15 protein-coding genes are annotated in these 18646 nt (G+C 68.1%); 5 read left to right on the plus strand and 10 right to left on the minus strand.

Features of this window, described 5'->3' with window-relative positions; all coding sequences use genetic code 11:
• Positions 1 to 16: 16 nt before the first annotated feature.
• The 3 genes from CFB81_RS13465 to CFB81_RS13475 are packed head-to-tail and all read right to left on the minus strand — an operon-like array spanning position 17 to position 6027.
• Positions 17 to 1537 carry an efflux transporter outer membrane subunit gene (locus tag CFB81_RS13465; protein WP_089435556.1) on the minus strand — a complete coding sequence of 507 codons (1521 nt, stop codon included), beginning with the start codon at positions 1535 to 1537 and terminating at the stop codon, positions 17 to 19.
• Positions 1537 to 4737 (minus strand): efflux RND transporter permease BpeB, encoded by a 3201-nt coding sequence (gene bpeB, locus CFB81_RS13470; protein ID WP_089435557.1) that lies wholly within the window; start codon positions 4735 to 4737, stop codon positions 1537 to 1539. The genes CFB81_RS13465 and bpeB overlap by 1 nt, the downstream gene beginning before the upstream one ends.
• 15 nt (positions 4738 to 4752) lie before the next feature.
• Complete coding sequence (locus CFB81_RS13475) at positions 4753 to 6027, minus strand: efflux RND transporter periplasmic adaptor subunit (protein WP_089435558.1); 1275 nt, start codon at positions 6025 to 6027, stop codon at positions 4753 to 4755.
• A 398-nt stretch (positions 6028 to 6425) separates the two neighbouring features.
• On the opposite strand from CFB81_RS13475, the gene CFB81_RS13480 reads away from it, so the two are divergent.
• The gene (locus CFB81_RS13480) at positions 6426 to 7067 is read left to right on the plus strand and encodes a TetR family transcriptional regulator (protein WP_089435559.1); all 642 of its coding nucleotides are present in this window, start codon (positions 6426 to 6428) and stop codon (positions 7065 to 7067) included.
• Between the two features lie 37 nt (positions 7068 to 7104).
• Here CFB81_RS13480 and CFB81_RS13485 read toward each other — a convergent pair whose 3' ends face one another.
• Entirely contained in the window at positions 7105 to 7770 is a 666-nt protein-coding gene (locus CFB81_RS13485; protein WP_089435842.1) for a cysteine hydrolase family protein, read from the minus strand.
• A gap of 152 nt (positions 7771 to 7922) precedes the next feature.
• On the opposite strand from CFB81_RS13485, the gene CFB81_RS13490 reads away from it, so the two are divergent.
• Positions 7923 to 8936, plus strand: a complete 1014-nt coding sequence (locus CFB81_RS13490) for a helix-turn-helix domain-containing protein (protein ID WP_089435560.1) — start codon at positions 7923 to 7925, stop codon at positions 8934 to 8936.
• A gap of 51 nt (positions 8937 to 8987) precedes the next feature.
• Here the strand turns inward: CFB81_RS13490 and CFB81_RS13495 are convergent, their stop codons facing one another.
• The 6 genes from CFB81_RS13495 to CFB81_RS13520 form a co-directional block, all read right to left on the minus strand.
• Positions 8988 to 9695 carry a CoxG family protein gene (locus tag CFB81_RS13495; protein WP_089435561.1) on the minus strand — a complete coding sequence of 236 codons (708 nt, stop codon included), beginning with the start codon at positions 9693 to 9695 and terminating at the stop codon, positions 8988 to 8990.
• Positions 9696 to 9723: 28 nt separating this feature from the next.
• A complete protein-coding gene (locus tag CFB81_RS13500) occupies positions 9724 to 10083 on the minus strand; it encodes a DUF427 domain-containing protein (protein WP_089435562.1) in 360 nt (119 codons plus the stop codon).
• Between the two features lie 128 nt (positions 10084 to 10211).
• Positions 10212 to 10649: a carboxypeptidase-like regulatory domain-containing protein gene (locus tag CFB81_RS13505; RefSeq protein WP_089435563.1), complete on the minus strand. Its 438-nt coding sequence runs from the start codon at positions 10647 to 10649 to the stop codon at positions 10212 to 10214.
• A 104-nt stretch (positions 10650 to 10753) separates the two neighbouring features.
• Positions 10754 to 12235 (minus strand): DegQ family serine endoprotease, encoded by a 1482-nt coding sequence (locus tag CFB81_RS13510; RefSeq protein WP_089435564.1) that lies wholly within the window; start codon positions 12233 to 12235, stop codon positions 10754 to 10756.
• Positions 12236 to 12347: 112 nt separating this feature from the next.
• Positions 12348 to 13694, minus strand: coding sequence for an ATP-binding protein (locus CFB81_RS13515; RefSeq protein WP_089435565.1), 1347 nt, complete (start codon positions 13692 to 13694; stop codon positions 12348 to 12350).
• Between the two features lie 3 nt (positions 13695 to 13697).
• Entirely contained in the window at positions 13698 to 14360 is a 663-nt protein-coding gene (locus CFB81_RS13520) for a response regulator (RefSeq protein ID WP_050014536.1), read from the minus strand.
• 185 nt (positions 14361 to 14545) lie between these two features.
• On the opposite strand from CFB81_RS13520, the gene dacB reads away from it, so the two are divergent.
• From dacB to CFB81_RS13535, 3 genes are all read left to right on the plus strand, one after another.
• Positions 14546 to 16078 (plus strand): D-alanyl-D-alanine carboxypeptidase/D-alanyl-D-alanine-endopeptidase, encoded by a 1533-nt coding sequence (gene dacB, locus CFB81_RS13525; RefSeq protein ID WP_089435566.1) that lies wholly within the window; start codon positions 14546 to 14548, stop codon positions 16076 to 16078.
• A gap of 329 nt (positions 16079 to 16407) precedes the next feature.
• The gene (locus CFB81_RS13530) at positions 16408 to 17322 is read left to right on the plus strand and encodes a sterol desaturase family protein (RefSeq protein ID WP_089435567.1); all 915 of its coding nucleotides are present in this window, start codon (positions 16408 to 16410) and stop codon (positions 17320 to 17322) included.
• 96 nt (positions 17323 to 17418) lie between these two features.
• The gene (locus CFB81_RS13535; protein ID WP_089435568.1) at positions 17419 to 18558 is read left to right on the plus strand and encodes an SGNH/GDSL hydrolase family protein; all 1140 of its coding nucleotides are present in this window, start codon (positions 17419 to 17421) and stop codon (positions 18556 to 18558) included.
• The last annotated feature ends 88 nt before the right edge of the window (positions 18559 to 18646 follow it).

Raw genomic sequence — 18646 nt, forward strand, 5'->3', positions numbered from 1 at the left:
CCGCCCTTCTCGGTGCTTACCCGTTCGCTGCCGCCGACGCAGGCGCAGGGGCCGCCGCCTTGTCGTAGTCGACCGGTGCATCCGGCGCGCGCGGCGCTTCGCCCGCGCGCTGGATCCAGCCGCCGCCGAGCGCGCGGTACAGATCGACCAGATTCGTCCAGCGCGCCAGGCGCGCGCTGATCAGCGACTGCTGTGCGGAGTACAGATCCGTCTGCGCGGTCAGCACCGACAGGTAGCTGTCCACACCGTTCTTGTAACGCAGGTCGGACAGATCGAAGCGACGCTGCTGCGCGTGCTCGTTGCGCTCCAGCGCCGCGATCTGCTGGTCGTACGTGCCGCGTGCGGCAAGCCCGTCCGACACTTCGCGGAACGCCGACTGGATCGCCTTCTCGTAGTTCGCGATCTCGATGCGCTTCTGCACGTTCGCGAGGTCCAGGTTCGCGATGTTCTGCCCGCCCTCGAAGATCGGCAGTGCGATGTTCGGCGCGAACGACCACGCCGCCGTGCCGGCCTTGAACAGGCCGCCCAGCGTCGGGCTCGCGGTGCCGAACGCGGCTGTCAGCGAGATCTTCGGGAAGAATGCCGCACGCGCCGCGCCGATGTTCGCGTTCGCGGCCAGCAGCGTCTGCTCGGCCTGCATCACGTCCGGACGACGCGTGAGCAAGTCCGACGGCAGGCCAGCCGGCACGTCCGTCAGCAGGTTCTGCGCGTCGAGCGGCATGCCCGCCGGCAGGTCGTCCGGCAGCGGCTCGCCGATCAGCAGCACCAGCGCGTTCAGCGCCTGCGCGCGAGCACGTGCCTGCGCCTGCTGGTTCGCAAGCGCCGTCTCGACCACCGTCTGCGCCTGACGCAGCTCGAGCTCGGAACCCGTCCCGTTGTCGAATTGCAGCTTGGTCAGGTCGTACGACGCCTGCGCGGTCTTCAGCGTGTCCTCCGTGACCTTCAGCAGGTCATCGGTCGACAGCAGCGTCAGGTACTGATCCGCCACCTGCGACACCAGCGAGATCTCGGACGCCTGCCGTGCGTACGACGTCGACAGGTACTGCGCGAGCGCCTGGTCCTTCAGGCTCTGCACGCGACCGAACAGGTCGAGCTCCCACGACGCCGACAATCCGACGTTGTAGGTACGCGAAATCAGCGGCTGGCCTGTCTGCGATACGCCGGCCGGGAAACGCTGGATGCTGCCCGTGCCCGTACCGTCGAGCGTCGGGAACAGCCCCGCGCGCGTGATCTGGTACTGCGCACGCGCGGCCTCGATGTTCAGCACCGACACGCGCAGGTCGCGATTGTTTTTCAGCGCGATCTCGATCAGCCGCTGCAGGCGCGGATCGACGAAGAACTCGCGCCAGCCGATGGCAGTCGCCGCCTGGCCGTTCGCGCTGCGCGCGCCGGCCGCGCCGGGCTGCGTCGCGTAGACGCCGCCGGCCGGGTACGCCTGCGCGACGGGCGCGTCGGGCCGCTTGTAATGCGGCGCCATCGTGCAGCCCGTGGCAAAGAGCGCGACTGCGATTGCAGTCAAAGCGTGTTTTTGCATCATCACTGTCCCTTGTTGCCTTGGTCGCCGTTGCCCGGCTTCTCTTCGTGGTGCGAGTGCTCCTGAGCCAGGCGCAGCGCCTCGTCGGCATCTTCCTTCTCGCCGCTGAAGATCGCACGGATCTTCACGAAGAACATCGGGATCATGAAAATCGCGAGGAACGTCGCCGTGATCATCCCGCCGATCACGCCCGTGCCGATCGCATGCTGGCTGGCCGAACCCGCGCCGTTGCTGATCGCGAGCGGCAGCACGCCGAGAATGAACGCGAGCGACGTCATCAGGATCGGGCGCAGCCGCAGGCGCGCCGCTTCCAGCGCGGCCTCGATCGGCCCCATCTTCTCCGTCTGCTGCAGTTCGCGCGCGAATTCGACGATCAGGATCGCGTTCTTCGCGGACAAGCCCACGGTGGTCAGCAGGCCGACCTGGAAGAACACGTCGTTCTCGAGGCCACGCATCGTGGCCGCAAGCAGCGCACCGATCACGCCGAGCGGCACGACCATGATCACCGAGAACGGGATCGACCAGCTTTCATACAGCGCCGCGAGACACAGGAACACGACGAGGATCGAGATCGCGTACAGAATCGGCGCCTGCGAGCCCGACTGGATTTCCTGGAACGACAGGCCCGTCCACGAATAGCCGATACCGACCGGCAGTTTCTTCGCGAGCGTTTCCATCGCCGCCATCGCCTGACCGGTCGACTTGCCCGGTGCGGCCTGGCCCTGGATTTCCATCGCCGACACGCCGTTGTAGCGCTCGAGCTTCGGCGAACCGTACGTCCAGTGACCGGTCGCGAACGCGCTGAACGGCACCATCCCGCCCGACCCGTTGCGCACGTACCAGATGTTCATGTCTTCCGGCGTCATCCGGAACGGCGCGTCGGCCTGCACGTACACCTTCTTGATCCGGCCGTCGGTGTCGAGGAAGTTGTTCACGTACTTCGACGCCCACGCGATCGAGAACGTCTGGTCGATCGCATCCGCCGTCACGCCCAGTGCATTCGCCTTCTCGCGGTCGATGTCGACCTTGTACTGCGGCGTGTCGTTCAGGCCGTTCGGACGGACACCCTGCAGCGTCGGATCCTTCGACGCCATCCCGAGCAGCTGGTTACGCGCGGCCATCAGCGCGTCGTGGCCGAGGCCGGCGTTGTCCGTCAGCTCGAAGTCGAAGCCGGCAGCCGTACCGAGTTCCGGAATCGACGGCGGGTTGAACGGGATCACGAGCGCGTCCTTGTAGCTCCCGTAACGACCGAACATCCGGCCGATCAGCGCCTGCACCTTCTGGTTCGCATGCTGACGCTGCGAATAGTCCTTCAGGCGCACGAACACGAGACCGGAGTTCTGGCCGCGGCCCGCGAAGCTGAAGCCGTTGACCGTGAACGCCGATTCGACGATTTCCTTCTCGTCCTTCAGCAGGTAGTCGGAAATGTTCGCGAGCGTCTTCGCGGTCGTTTCCTGCGTCGAACCCGACGGCGTCTGCACGATCACGAACATCAGGCCCTGGTCTTCATCGGGCAGGAACGACTTCGGCAGGCGCACGAACAGCAGCCCGACCGCGACGATCACGACCAGATAGATGATGAGCCAGCGGCCCGAGCGCTTGATCACGTGGTGCACGCCGACGTGGTACTTGTCGCGGCTGGTGTTGAACGTGCGGTTGAACCAGCCGAAGAAGCCCTTCTTCTCTTCGTGATGCCCTTGCGGGATCGGCTTGAGGATCGTCGCGCACAGTGCCGGCGTCAGGATCAACGCGACCAGCACCGACAGCACCATCGCCGACACGATCGTCAGCGAGAACTGACGATAGATCGCGCCGACCGACCCGCCGGAGAACGCCACCGGCACGAACACCGCCGACAGCACGAGCGCCACGCCGACGAGTGCGCCGGTGATCTGGCCCATCGCCTTCCTGGTCGCCTCCTTCGGCGACAGCCCCTCTTCCGCCATCACGCGCTCGACGTTCTCGACCACCACGATCGCATCATCGACCAGCAGGCCGATCGCGAGCACGAGACCGAACATCGACAGCGTGTTGATCGAGAAGCCGACCATCGACATGATCGCGAACGTACCGAGCAGCACGACCGGCACCGCGATCGTCGGGATGATCGTCGCGCGCAGGTTCTGCAGGAACAGGTACATCACGAGGAACACGAGCACGATACCTTCGAGCAGCGTCTTGACCACTTCCTCGATCGACAGCTTCACGAACGGCGTCGTGTCGTACGGATACTTCACGACGAGGCCGTGCGGGAAGAACGGTGCGAGCTCGTCGATCTTCGCGCGCACGGCCTTCGCGGTCGCGAGCGCGTTCGCGTTGGTCGCGAGCTGGATACCGAGTGCCGCGGTCGGCTGACCGTTGTACTTCGTGTCGAAGTTGTAGTTTTCGCCGCCGAGGCCGATCTGCGCGACGTCCTTCAGGCGAACCTGCGAGCCGTCCTGGTTGACCTTCAGCAGGATGTTGCCGAACTGCTCGGGCGTCTGCAGCAGCGTCGATTCGGTGATCGTCGCCTGCAGCACGGTGCCCGGCTTCGCCGGCGTGCCGCCGATCTGGCCGCCCGCGATCTGCACGTTCTGCGCGGTGATCGCCGAGCTGACGTCGACCGGCGTGAGGCCGTAGTTGGTCAGGCGGTTCGGGTCGAGCCAGATCCGCATCGCGTACTGCGAGCCGAACAGCGTGACGGTACCGACGCCGTTCAACCGGCTGATCGGATCCTTCACGTGCGACGCCACGAAGTTCGCGAGGTCGTACTTGTTCATGCTGCCGTCTTCGGAGTTGAAGGCGAGCACCAGCAGGAAGCTGCTGCTCGACTTCGTGACCGACAGACCGAGCTGCTGCACGACCTGCGGCAGAACCGGCGTCGCGAGCGACAGCTTGTTCTGCACCTGGACCTGCGCGATGTCGGCGTTGGTGCCCGGCGCGAAGGTCAGCGTGATCGTCGCGTTGCCCGAGTCGTCACTCGTCGACGACATGTACAGGAAGTTGTCGAGACCGCTCATCTGCTGCTCGATCACCTGCGTCACCGTGTCTTCCACCGTCTTCGCGGAAGCGCCCGGGTAGTTCGCGGTGATCTGGATCGATGGCGGCGCGATCGTCGGATACTGCGAGATCGGCAGCGTGAAGATCGCCGCAACCCCGGCCAGCATCAGGATGATGGCGATCACCCACGCGAAGATCGGGCGATCGATAAAAAACTTTGCCATGAAACAGGCTCCCTGTTATTTCGCGCTCGAGGCAGCGGCAGCACTCGCCGGCGCGGCGCCCGATGCGGCGGCACCGGAAGCGGCAGCGGCGCCGGACCCGGCGGCGGCCGGCGCGGCGGGGGCAGCAGCACCCGAGGCGGCATCGGCCGCCGGTGCGAGCTGCGCGGGGACCGTCTTCACGGTCGCGCCCGGGCGCACCTTGTCGACGCCTTGCACGATCACGTGATCGCCCGCTTGCAGACCGCCTTCGACGATCCAGTTCTGGCCTTGCATGCCGGTCGTCTTCAGCGGACGCGGCTCGACCTTGTTGCTGGCGTTCACCACCATCGCGATCGCCTGCCCCTTCTGGTCGTGCGTGACGCCGATCTGCGGCACCAGGAACGCGTTCTCGTTCACGCCTTCCTCGATCCGCGCGCGCACGAACATCCCCGGCAGCAGCACCTTGCCCGGGTTCGGGAACACCGCGCGGATCGTCACCGAGCCGGTGGTCTGGTCGACCGTCACGTCCGAGAACTGCAGCTTGCCGGCTTCCGAATAGGTCTTGCCGTCTTCCAGGATCAGCGACACCTTCGCCGCGCCCGGACCGCTCGTCTTCAGACGGCCGCTCTGCACGTCCTGACGCAGCTTCAGCCCTTCGAGGCTCGACTGCGTGAGGTCGACGTACACCGGATCGAGCTGCTGCACCGTCGACATCAGCGTCGCCTGGCTCGCCTGCACGTACGCGCCCGGCGTCACCTGCGAGATGCCGACGCGGCCGCTGATCGGCGACACGACATCCGTATAGCCGAGGTTGATCTGCGCGGTGTCGACCGCCGCCTTGCCGGCCGCGACATCCGCCGCGGCCTGGCCCTGCGTGGCGACCGCGTTGTCGTAGTCCTGCTTGCTGACCGCGTTCGCGGCGACCAGCACCTTGTAGCGCGCGACCAGTGCGTTCTGCGTGACGAGATTCGCCTGCGCCTTCGCGAGCGTCGCCTTCGCGCTGTTCAGCGCGGCGATGTACGGCGCCGGATCGATCTTGTAGAGGCGTTGACCGGCCTTGACGTCGGTGCCTTCGGTGAATTCACGGCGCAGCACGATGCCGTCGACCCGCGCACGGACCTGCGCGACGAGGAATGCACTGGTGCGGCCCGGCAGGTCGGTGAAGACCGGTACGGCTTGCGGCTGGACGGTGACGACGCCGACTTCCGGCGTTTGCGGCGGCGGTGCCGATTCTTTCTTCCCGCACGCGGCCAGGAAAACGGCGGCCGTCGCGACAGTGATTAAGCGGTATGGAACCCGTTCGACGCGCATGGAGCGACCTCTGTGTATAACCAATGGAATGAGTGCCGCGCCCGAGCGGAGCGCAACACGGATGCGCCTCGCGGCGCTGATCGAACACCTGAATTACTGGACTACTGGATACAGCAAGTCGGCACGAGACCTCCATGCCGACGGGATGCCGCGAACTGCGGACAAGTACTAGGGCGGGAATCAGCAGAGTGGGATATTAACTGATTGCCACTTGGGTCATTCGATCGTAGGGTGGTATTGTATATACATTCACGAATGTATGTAAAAAGCCCGTTTGTACGCCACCGGTTGTCTAGTCTTACGAATTGTTACCGGAAGCAAGCATAGCCCGTCTGCATGACGGCGACGAGGGGTGGCGACCCTCTATTCACCGACGATCGATCCAATCAGGCCTGCACATGGTCAGACGTACCAAGGAGGAGGCACTCGAGACGCGCAATCGCATTCTCGACGCCGCCGAACACGTGTTCTTCGAGAAAGGCGTGTCGCACACGTCGCTCGCGGACATCGCCAAGCACGCCGGCGTGACGCGCGGCGCGATCTACTGGCATTTCGCGAACAAGAGCGAACTGTTCGATGCGATGTTCGACCGCGTGTTCCTGCCGATCGACGAACTGAAGCGGATGCCGCTCGACGCGCCGGGCGGCAATCCGCTCGAGAAGGTGCGCCAGATCCTGATCTGGTGCCTGCTCGGCGTGCAGCGCGACCCGCAGCTGCGGCGCGTGTTCAGCATCCTGTTCATGAAGTGCGAATACGTCGCGGACATGGAGCCGCTGCTGCAGCGCAACCGCGCGGGGATGAGCGAGGCGCTGCACATGATCGACGCCGATCTCGCGGTGGCCGTGGGGCTCGAGCTGCTGCCCGAGCGGCTCGATACGTGGCGCGCGACGCTGATGCTGCACACGCTCGTCAGCGGCTTCGTGCGCGACATGCTGATGCTGCCTGACGAGATCGACGCCGAGCAGCATGCGGAAAAGCTCGTCGACGGCTGCTTCGACATGCTGCGCTACAGCCCGGCGATGCTGAAGGACGGCGACTGAGCGCGCGGCGCATCGCGCGCCGCGCCGCCGCGCCGGGTCAGGCCGCCTCCGCGCGCCGCGCGCGGGCCCGCCGGTTCGAGGCGGCCACCGAATCGCGCGCCGGCATCGGCGCGCCGGCCAGTCCCGCGATCCATGCGTCGGTCGACATCACCGCCGCGAAATTCGACTGGAACACCACCCCGTACGCGCGATGAATCTCTTCGGCGCTCACCGCACCCGCTTCGTTCTCGTAAGGCAGCGTGCCCGTCGCGTCGTTCAGGTACTCGACCTTCAGCCCCGCATGCGCCGCGTGATAGACCGTCGACGCATTGCAGTTGTGCGTCATGTAGCCGGCCACCGCGAGCGTGTCGATCCCGTGCGCGTCGAGCCACGCGGCGAGATCGGTGCCGGCGAACGAGCTTGCGTGCGCCTTTTCGATCCGGTGCGCGTACGGCCGGCTGGCGACCACCGCGTGCAGCGCGACGCCGTCGCTGCCGGGCGCGAAGATCGGCGCGCCGGCCGGCGCGACGTGCTGCACCACGATCACCGGCACGCCGGCCGCGTGCGCGGCGTCGATCGCACGGCCGATGTTCGCGAGCGACACGTCGAGCGGCGGATATTCGATCGGCAGGTTGCCCGTCACGTATTCGTTCTGGACGTCGATCACGATCAGTGCGCGGCGGTTGGCGGGACGGGAAGCGGAATGCGGGACGGTGTTCGACATGGCGGGCTCCTGGTCGGGAGGCGCTGCCCCGCCCCGGAGCAGGGCGGCCAGCAGTGCGATGCGATGCATTGTCGGACCGCGTGGCGTGCGCCGATAGTGGCCCGATAGCCATTCTTCGATAAAATCGGGCCATCGCCGTTCCGGAGTCCGCCATGCCCGCCGCCGCGTCCACCCCGTTTGCCATGTCCGCACCGACCGTCGTCGCCGTGATCGCGTACGACGGCATCAGCCCGTTCCACCTGTCGGTGCCGTCGGTCGTGTTCGGCAAGGAACGCGATGCGGCCGTGTCGCCCGTGTTCGAATTCCGCGTCTGCTCGGCCGAGCGCGGCCCGCTCGCGACGACGGGCGGCTTCACGATCACCGCGCCGTACGGGCTCGACGCGCTCGACGATGCGGATATCGTCATCGTGCCTTCCTGGCGCGACCCGGACGAAACGCCGCCCGACGCGCTGCTCGATGCAGTGCGTGCGGTCGCCGCGCGCGGCGCCGAGCTCGTCGGCCTGTGCCTCGGCGCCTACGTGCTCGCCGCGGCCGGCCTGCTCGACGGCCGCCCGGCCACCACGCACTGGGCGTGGGCCGACGATTTCGCGCAGCGCTTTCCGCGCGTGAAACTCGATCCCGACGTGCTGTACGTAAGCGACGGCAACCTGATGACGTCGGCCGGCACGGCGGCAGGCCTCGACTGCTGCCTGCACGTCGTGCGGCGGCGCTTCGGCTCGGACGCCGCGAACCGGATCGCGCGCCGCCTCGTGATCCCGCCGCACCGCCAGGGCGGCCAGGCCCAGTACGTGCCGCAGCCGGTCGCCGCGCACCCGCGCGACGCCCGGCTCGCGAGCCTGCTCGATTGGGTGCGCGCCCATCTCGACGCCGCGCACAGCGTCGATTCGCTCGCCGAACGCGTGCTGATGAGCCGGCGCACGTTCACGCGCCACTTCCGCCAGGCGACGGGCACGACCGTCACCGCGTGGCTGCAGGCCGAGCGGCTCGCGCGCGCGCAGCATCTGCTCGAAACCACCGGACAATCGATCGACGCGATCGCGCAGGCGGCCGGCTACGGCTCGAGCGTGTCGCTGCGCCAGCATTTCGCGGGCGCGCTCGGCACGTCGCCGTCTGCGTATCGAAGGGAATTTCGCGGCGCCGGCACCGGTACCGACGCGGGACGGTGACGCCCGCCGCGCGGGCGGCGGACACGTCGTGACGCAAAGCCGGGCGGCCGCTCAGCCGCCGTTGAACCAGCGTGCCGCGTAAAGCAGCAGCGCGACGAACACGATCATCACCGCCCACGCCCACACGGGCACCGTGCCGGAATCGCGATGCCGGAGCGCGCTCGCCGCCCGCCCGCTCAGCGTGCCGCCGAGGTGCGGCGGCAGCGAACGCTTCGTTGCGGCCATCAGCGATGCCGGCCGCAGAAATACATGCTGGCGTCGCTGTGCGGGGGCGCTCGCGCGATTCGGGGCGAGGCCGTGCTTCGCCTGCACGACCGCGCAGAATTCGCGGAAGAACGTGTCGGTCCATTCGCGCAGCGCATTGTCGATCTGCCGCCCCGGCAACTCCGCGAGCGGCCCGCTCGCCGTCGCCCAGACCACGTACTCGATTCGCGTGGCGGTCGCCTCGTCATCCGGCATCAGCACGAGTTCGACCTGGCCGCGCAGCGCGCCGAGGCCGTCGGCCCGCGCCTTGAAGTTCAGCACGCGGCGCGACTGCCCTTGCGCGTCGCCCTGCTCGGCGGCCGCATGCGCGCGCACGTCGTAGCGGGCGCGCAGCGGGCCGAGCGGCACCGTGATCGTCAGCGCGAACTCGCCGTGCGCGAGTTTCACGAACGATTCGCAATGATCGAAGCTCGCCCGCAGCAGCGCGAGATCCTCCAGCGCTTCCCGCACGACAGGCGGCGCGAGCGGTACGCGTAACGTGTCGTTCAATTCCATGACGCCTCCCCGATGAACGCGCGCCGCATCAGGACGTCTCGACGAGACTGTCGACCCGTGCGACATCGAAGGCGACGTAGTGCGCGAGCATGGCGGCCGCCTCCTTCGGTTCTTCGTAACTCCATGCGGCGTTCTCGATCACGCCGTCTTCCGTCTGCAAATCGAAATGTACGGCCTGCCCCCTGAACGGGCAGGCTGTCGTGACGCCCGATTTCACGAGCCGGTGCATGTTGACGTCGCTGCGCGGCAGGTAGTGGATGTCCGGGAGCCCCGCTTCACGCACGGTCAGCGCGCCGTGCGAATCGGCATACGTGATGCCGCGATGGATCACGCGCACGCGATGACGGTTCGGCACGATTTCGAGTCGGGGGTCGGCTGCATCGGACATCGTTTCTCCTTCGGGCGGCCGCCAGGCCGGGCAGGAAACGAAAAAGCCACGGCACGCATGCCGTGGCTTTCATTATGGGCGAAACTGCGTCCGATTGCGCGTCCCGGGCCCGGGCCGCGCGCCGGCGGCTACTGCGCACTCCACTGGAACGCGGCTTTCGCGCCGCCCTTCGCGCCGACCGTGACGGCGCGCGATTCGTCGCTGCCCTGGTACGACGCATGCACCGTATAGCGCCCCGGCGGCAGCTTCACCAGCATGTACGGCCCGCGCGCGTCGGTCGCCAGCACCTCGGTGCCCTTGCCGTCGACGATCCGGACATGGACGTCGGCCAGGAACTCGCCGCCCTTGCCGGTGAAGCGCAGCGCGAGCGGCCATGACGCCTCGTTATTCTGGAATGCCGTCGACTGGTCCTTGCCGATACCGCCCGACACATAGCTGATATCGCCTTGCTGGCTCGCGGCGGGCAGACCGTCCGACTGCGCGTACGCGCCGGTCGCACCGGCCGCGAGGCCGACGGTCAGCGCCGCGGCGACGGCAAATCGGGACGCGTTGCGTAGATATTGCATGGCTCTCTCCTTGGGGTCGGAACACATACGGGGCGCAGCGTCACGCGATCGAGCGGCGGCGGCGCCCGCCGCGGCCGGCCGGGCCGGCCGTCGGCCGTGGCCGGTCAGCTCAGGTCGACCGGCACGAAGATCTGTGCATTATCGCGCTGGATCAAGAGAGCAAGACTGTTGCCCGCGCCCTTCACCGCGTCGCGCAACTGCTCGGGGCTCGTGACCGGGCGGCCGTTCACCGCGAGGATCACGTCGCCGGGCTGGATGCCCGCGTTGGCGGCCGGCCCGCCGGCCTGCTGCACGATCAGCCCGTGCGACAGGTTGTCGGCGTTGCGCTCCTGCGGCGACAGCGGCCGCACCGCGACACCCAGGCGGCCCTGCTCGACCGGCCCGCCGTCGTTCGACGCGAGCTTCGCATCGGCCATCGCGCCGAGCGTCACGCTGATCGACTTCTTCGACTTGTCGCGCCAGATCTGCAGGTCGGCCTTCGAACCCGGTTTCAGGTTCGCGATCTGCGCGGGCAGCGACGTCGAATCGGCGACCGGCGAACCGTTGACCGCGAGGATCACGTCGCCCGGCTGCAGGCCGGCCTTCGCGGCCGGACCGTTGGCGTCGACCGAGCTGACGAGCGCACCGTCCGGCTTCGGCAGCCCGAACGAGCTCGCGAGCGTCTGGTTCAGCCCCTGCACGGCCACGCCGAGACGGCCGCGGCTCACGTGGCCCGTCTTCACGAGTTCGTCCTTCACCTTGATCGCCTCGTTGATCGGGATCGCGAACGACAGGCCCTGGAAGCCGCCCGTCTGCGAGTAGATCATCGAGTTGATGCCGATCACTTCGCCCTGCAGGTTGAACAGCGGGCCGCCCGAGTTGCCGGGGTTCACCGGCACGTCGGTCTGGATGAACGGCGTGTAGTTCTCGTCCGGCAGCGCGCGCGACTTCGCGCTGATGATGCCCGACGTGACCGTGTTGTCGAAGCCGTACGGCGAGCCGATCGCGACGACCCACTGGCCGACCTTGCTCTGTGCCGGATCGCCGATCTTCACGGTCGGCAGGCCGCTCGCGTCGATCTTCAACACGGCGACGTCGGACTGCTTGTCGGAGCCGACGACCTTCGCCTTGTATTCGCGCTTGTCGGTCAGCTTGACCGTGACGACGTTCGCGCCGTCGATCACGTGCGCGTTGGTGAGGATGTACCCGTCGGCGCTGACGATGAAGCCCGACCCGAGGCTCGCGCTGGGCTGGTCGTCCGGCTGCGCGTCGCCGCCCATGCCCGGCACCTGGCCGTAGAAGTGCTTGAAGAACTGGTAGAACGGGTCGCTCGGATCGATCGGCAGCTGCGGCTGCGGCGCGCGCCGCGACACCTGCTTCACGACATGCTTCGCGCTGATGTTCACGACCGCCGGGCCGTAGGTCTCGACGAGCCCGGAGAAATCGGGAATGCCGGTCTTGGCGGCGGCTTCGGCCGGCATCATGGCGGCCTGCGCGGGCGTGATGATCTGCGGATCGGCGCGGCGGGTACCGGCGAAATAGCCTGCCGACAGGGCGGCCGCCACGGCGACCGCGACGGTGCCGCGCGCAAGGAATCGGGTGTTCATCGTAGGACCTCCTCGTTGTTAGGACGCAGCGTAACGACCCTGACTTAAAGGAGGCTTAATCAGCCTTAAGCGGGGCTTAAGCGGCCTCCGTCGCGGGGCTGGCACGGCCCGTTCAGGCGGATTCGGAAGGCTGCGGCGCCTGGGCCGGCATCTCGGCATCGCGGAACACGACGCTGACGAGCAGGCCGCCCGCGGCCGCATCGCCGAGCGACACCGTCGCGCCCTGCTGCGCGGCCACGCGCTTGACGATCGCGAGCCCGAGACCGCTGCCCGACACGTCGGTGCGCGCGCGCGCCGTGCTGTCGCGATAGAAGCGGTCGAACACGCGCTCGCGCTCGTCGGCCGGAATGCCCGGCCCGCTGTCGGCGATCTGCACGCACGCGCGGCCGGCCGCGTCGCGCGTCAGCGACACGTCGATGCGGCCGCCGTCGGGCGTGTACTTCACCGCGTTGTCGAGCAGGTTGCCGAACATCACGCGCAGCGCGCCGACGTCCGCGACGACGCTCGCCGCGTGCGTTTCCTCGAAGCCGAGATCGATGTCGTGCCGCTGCGCGAGCGGCGCATGCGCGGCCACGCATTCGGCGAGCAGCGCCTGCAGGTCGACCGGTTCGCGCATCGTCGCGCCGTCCGGCTCGGCGCGTGCGAGCGCGAGCAGTTGCTCGGTCAGACGCGTCGCGCGCGACACGCCGTCCTGGAGATCCGCGATCGCCTCGCGGCGCGACGCATCGTCCTTCGCGCGCGCGACGAGCTGCGCCTGGATCTGCACGGCCGCGAGCGGCGTGCGCAATTCGTGCGCGGCGTCGGCGACGAACGCCTTCTGCGTGTCGAGCGCCGACGACAATCGCGCGAGCAGCCCGTTCAGCGCTCGCACGAGCGGCTGCACCTCGAGCGGCAGCCGGCCGTCGGGGAGCGGATCGAGCGCTTCCGGCCGGCGCGCCTCGACCGCGCGCGTCACGCGGCCGAGCGGCGCGAGCCCGCGCCCGACGATCCCCCACACCGCCGCACCGAGGAACGGCAGCAGCACGATCAGCGGCCATAGCGTGCGCAGCGCGACGTTCGCCGCCAGCCGGTTGCGCACCGACAGCGGCTGCGCGAGCTGCACGACGTTGTCGCCGACGATCGCGCCATACACGCGCCATTCGCCGCGATCGGTGCGCTCGGTCGAGAAGCCGAGCTCCGCGCGCGGCGCGATCGGCGCGCGCGGATGCGAGAAGTACATCAGCACGCCGTTGCGATTCCAGATCTGGATCACGATGCCTTCGTCGCCGTTGGTGCGCGAGCCGAACACCTGCGAGAACGGCTCCGACGGCAGCGCCGCGGCGATTTCCTGCAACTGGTAGTCGAACAGTTCGTTCGCCTCGGCGAGCGCCTGCCGATAGATGAGCCAGCCGGCCATGCCCACGCCCGCGACGACGATCGCGAGCAGCCAGATCAGCAATTGATGACGAATCGACCGCACGCGTCAGCTTTCCTTGACGACCATGTAGCCGAGCCCGCGCACGTTGCGGATCAGGTCCGAGCCGAGCTTCTTGCGCAGCGCGTGAATGTAGACCTCGACCGTGTTGCTGCCGATCTCCTCGCCCCAGCCGTACATCTTCTCCTCGAGCTGGCTCTTCGACAGCACCGCGCCCGGCCGCGCGAGCAGCGCCTCGAGCAGCGCGAACTCGCGCGCGGACAGCGCGACGGGCGCGCCGTCGAGCGTCACCTGGTGCGCGGCCGGATCGAGCGTCAGCGCACCGTGGCGGATCAGCGACTCGCTGCGCCCGGCCTGGCGGCGGATCAGCGCGCGCATCCGCGCGCCGAGCTCGTCGAGATCGAACGGCTTGACGAGGTAATCGTCGGCGCCCGCGTCGAGCCCCTTCACGCGATCGGCGACCGCGTCGCGCGCGGTGACGATCAGCACGGGCAGCGCCAGCCCGCGCCCGCGCAGCGTGCGCAGCACGTCGATGCCGTCGCGCTTCGGCAGCCCGAGATCGAGCAGCAGCAGATCGTACGTCTCGCCGCCGAGCGCGGTCAGCGCGGCGTCGCCGTCCTGCACCCAGTCGACCGCAAAGCCGTCCGAGCGCAGCGCCTTGCGCACGCCCTCGGCAATCATTCGATCATCTTCGACAAGCAGAATCCGCATCGGGCCACGCATCCATGGGGCGAGTCAAACACGGCGACCATTGTAGCGCCGCGAATCGCGTGCGCGGCACGCTGCAATGCAACAGTAAGGCGGATTGCAAGGGGCCTGCCGCGACTTGTCTCTACAATGTGCGCTTCGGCGCCCCGCGCGCCCTGCCCGAGCCCCTGCTTTTCCCGTATTCGCCCATGCCGATTTCCGACCTTTCCGCGCGGTTCGCCCCCCGCGCCCGCGTCTGCCTGCGGGCGGCCGCCGTCGTCGCCACCTGCACGGCGCTCGCGTTCGCGCCGTCCGCGCAGGCCCGCAAGAAACTCCACAAGGAAGCACGCAAGAGCGCCGTCGTGTCGCCGGCCGCGCGCGCGGCCGGCTTGCCCGCATCGGTGCTCGTCGCGCTGCAGCGCGCGAAGGTGCCGGCGTCGGCGATGAGCGTGGTGGTCGAGCGCGTCGGCGATCCGCAACCGCTGATCGCATGGAATGCGAGCCGGCCGATGCTGCCGGCCTCGACGATGAAGCTCGTGACGACCTTCTCGGGCCTGTCGATCCTCGGCCCCGACTACCGCTGGCGCACGACCGCGTACACGGACGGCACGGTCGACCCCGACGGCACGCTGCAGGGCAACCTGTACATCAAGGGCACCGGCGATCCGAAGCTCGTGCCCGAAGAGTTGATCGACCTCGTCGACAAGCTGCGCAAGGCCGGCGTCAAGCGCGTGGCCGGAGGCCTCGTGCTCGACAAGAGCTATTTCGCGGCGTCGACGCGCGACCTGCCGTCGTTCGACGACGATGCGAGCGCACCCTACAACGTCGGCCCCGATCCGCTGCTGTACGCATTCAAGGCCGTGTCGTTCACGGTCACGCCGGGCGACGACGGCAAGGTCGCCGTCGACGTGCTGCCGCCGCTCGCGGACCTGTCGATCGACAACCAGCTCGTCGAAGGCTCGGGCTCGTGCAGCGCGGCCGCCGCGGCCGCACGCCCGACGCTGACGGCCGGCGGCGGGATCATGACCGCGTCGTTCGCCGGCGACTACCCGCTGCGCTGCGGCGCGCACACGACCAACCTCGCGATCCTCGATCACACGACGTTCTTCGCGCGCGGCTTCCTCGCGCTGTGGCAGCAGGACGGCGGTACGATCACGGGGCCGGTGAGCGAAGGCAAGGTGCCGACCACCGCGCGGCCGCTCGCCGTGCATCACAGCCCGGTGCTCGGCAGCATCGTCTACGACATCAACAAGTTCAGCAACAACGTGATGGCACGCAACCTGTTCCTGACGATCGGCGCGGTCAGCGGCAAGCCGCCCGCGACGCCCGAGCAGTCGAGCCGCGCGATCCAGGCATTCCTGCAGAAGAACGGCATCGCGATGCCCGACCTCGTGCTCGAGAACGGCTCGGGGCTGTCGCGCGACGAGCACGTGAGCGCGCTGTCGCTCGCCGCGCTGCTGCAAGCCGCGAACGCGAGCCCCGTCGCGCAGGCGTTCGTCGATTCGCTGCCCATCGCCGGCATCGACGGCACGATGAAGAACCGCCTCACCAACGCGGGCGTGCTCGGCAACGCGCACATCAAGACCGGCACGCTGCGCGACGTGCGCGCGATCGCCGGCTACGTCGCCGGCGCGGACGGCCAGAGCTACGTCGTGGTCAGCTTCATCAACGACGATCGCGCGGAAGGCGCACGCGCCGCGCACGACACGCTGCTCGAGTGGATCTACGCGGGCGCGCACTGACGATCCGCGCACCGCGCATCGGGCCGTCGTGACAACGCGGCCCGCGCTTCTCGTCCTCTTTCGCCCGCGAAATTTCGCGCCGCGCGGTTTGAAACGCCGCCGCCACTCTCGCGTGACGCGCGGCGCGCACGCCGCGCACGCAAAACGGGGCCGCACCGCCCGGCCCCGCGCAGTACGGATTCCGTAGAAACCCTGTCCTCAGAGGGAACCCTCTACGCTCCCCCCTCGCCTAGCGCGTGACGATTGCGTAGGCTGTTGGCCTGACCGATATCTACAACGGGCCACACGCCCGGCCTCATGGCTTGCAGGGGAACGAAGGAGACACGCCCATGCGATTCGACGTCGAATTGCTTCTGCTCGCGCTGGCGCCCGTCTTCCTGCTCTGCATCGCGTGGGAGGCCTGGCACCTCGCCCGCACCCGTGCGCAGGATCGCATCTATGCGTGGCGCGATACGCTGTGCAACGCGGCGCTCGCGCTGATGCACCAGGGCGCCGACAAGCTCGCATGGCTGTTCGTGATTCCCGTCTATGCGTACTGCTACCGGCACTATCGTCTTTACACGTGGCACGACGGCTGGCTGTCGTTCGCCGTGCTGTTCGTCGCGCAGGACTTCCTCTACTACGTGTTCCATCGCGCGAGCCATCGCGTGCGCTGGCTGTGGGCCGCGCATGTCGTGCACCACTCGTCCGAGCGGATGAATTTCTCGACCGCGTTCCGCCAGAGCCTGATGTACCCGGTCGCGGGCATGTGGCTGTTCTGGCTGCCGCTCGCGTTCGCCGGCTTTCCGCCGCAACAGGTCGTCGGCATCGTGCTGATCAACCTCGCGTTCCAGTTCTTCGTGCACACGCAGGCGATCGGCAAGCTCGGCTGGCTCGAATACGTGCTGAACACGCCGTCGATCCACCGCGCGCACCACGCGCGCAACGCGCGCTACATCGATCGCAATTACGCAGGCGTCCTGGTGATCTGGGATCGCCTGTTCGGCAGTTACGTCGACGAAACGCCCGACGATCCGCCGCAGTACGGGATCGTCGAGCGGCTCGGCTCGAACAACCCGCTCGTCGCGACGTTCCACGAGTGGGTGGCGATGGCGTCCGACGCGTGGCGCGTCGGCGGATGGCGCAACAAGCTGCGCGCGATTTTCGGCCCGCCCGAATGGGCGAGCGCTTATCATGCGCAGATTGCCGAGGCCGCGAACCAGGATCCGCGCACCGCGCCGCCGGCGGCTGCGCGCGACCGATAAACCGTTTCAGCCAACGGCCGCCGCGCAGCCCGAAACCGAGCAGGCACGCGGCAGATGAGAAACACATCAGGGCCATATCTACGAGGAGATAGAACGATGCAGACACAACAACACGCACTTTCCCGCACGCGTCAGCGCATGCTGCGCACCGCCCAGGTCGCGATCGCCGGCGCCGCGCTCGCGCTGCTCGCCGCATGCGGCGGCGGTGACGACAACAACGGCAGCAGCGCGTCGACCACGCCGCCGTCGGGCGTGAAGATGCAGATCGTGTCGTTCGGCGACAGCCTGTCCGACGTCGGCACCTACTCGCAGATCAAGCTCGGCTTCGGCGGCGGCCGCTTCACGACCAACCCGGGCCAGGTGTGGACGCAGAACGTCGCGCAGTACTACGGCGACACGCTGCAGCCCGCGAACCAGGGCGGCTTCGGCATCCCGCTGCAGGCCACCGGCGGCCTCGGCTACGCGCAGGGCGGCTCGCGCGTGACGCTGCAGCCGGGCATCGGCCATGCGGACGCCAGCGTGCCGAACCCCGACTACGCGCAGGCGACCACCACGCCGATCGCCGACCAGGTCAAGCAGTACCTGACGCAGCACGGCAGCTTCAACGCCGGCCAGATCGTGCTGATCAACGGCGGCGCGAACGACATCTTCTACCAGGCCCAGGTCGCGCAGGCGCAAGGCAATACGCCGGCCGCGCAGCTCGCGGCGGCGCAGGCGATCGGCCTGGCCGCGCAGCAGCTCGGCGGGATCGTCCAGCAGATCGTCGCGGCGGGCGCCACGCACGTGTTCGTCGCGAACGTGCCGGACATCGGCGGCACGCCGCTCGCGCTGCAGGGCGGCACGCAGGCCGCGTTCACGCAACTGTCGGGCCTCTTCAACCAGACGCTGGCCGGCACGCTGGCCGCGCTGAAGGTCGACCCGACGAAGGTTGCGGTGGTCGATTCGTTCACGTGGCAGGACGGCATCGCGGCCAACTACCAGGCGAACGGCTTCAGCGTGAAGAACACCGATACGGCCTGCAACCTGAAGGCGATGGTCCAGGCCGCCACCCAGTACGGCGTCGCGAACGCGACCGCGTTCGGCTCGTCGCTGTTCTGCTCGCCGCAGACCTACACGGTCGCGAATGCGGACCAGACCTACATGTTCGCCGACACGGTCCACCCGACGACGCGCCTGCATGCGCTGTTCGCGCAGTACGTCGAACAGCAGATCGCGAAATCCGGCGTCGGCAAGTAAGCCGCCGGCCACGCGCCCAAACGAAAACGCCTGACCGGTTCGCGCCGGTCAGGCGTTTTTTCATTCCCGAGCGGAAGGCGAAGACTGC

It is taken from the genome of Burkholderia sp. AU28863, from assembly GCF_002223195.1.
Classification (GTDB): Bacteria; Pseudomonadota; Gammaproteobacteria; order Burkholderiales; family Burkholderiaceae; genus Burkholderia; species Burkholderia sola.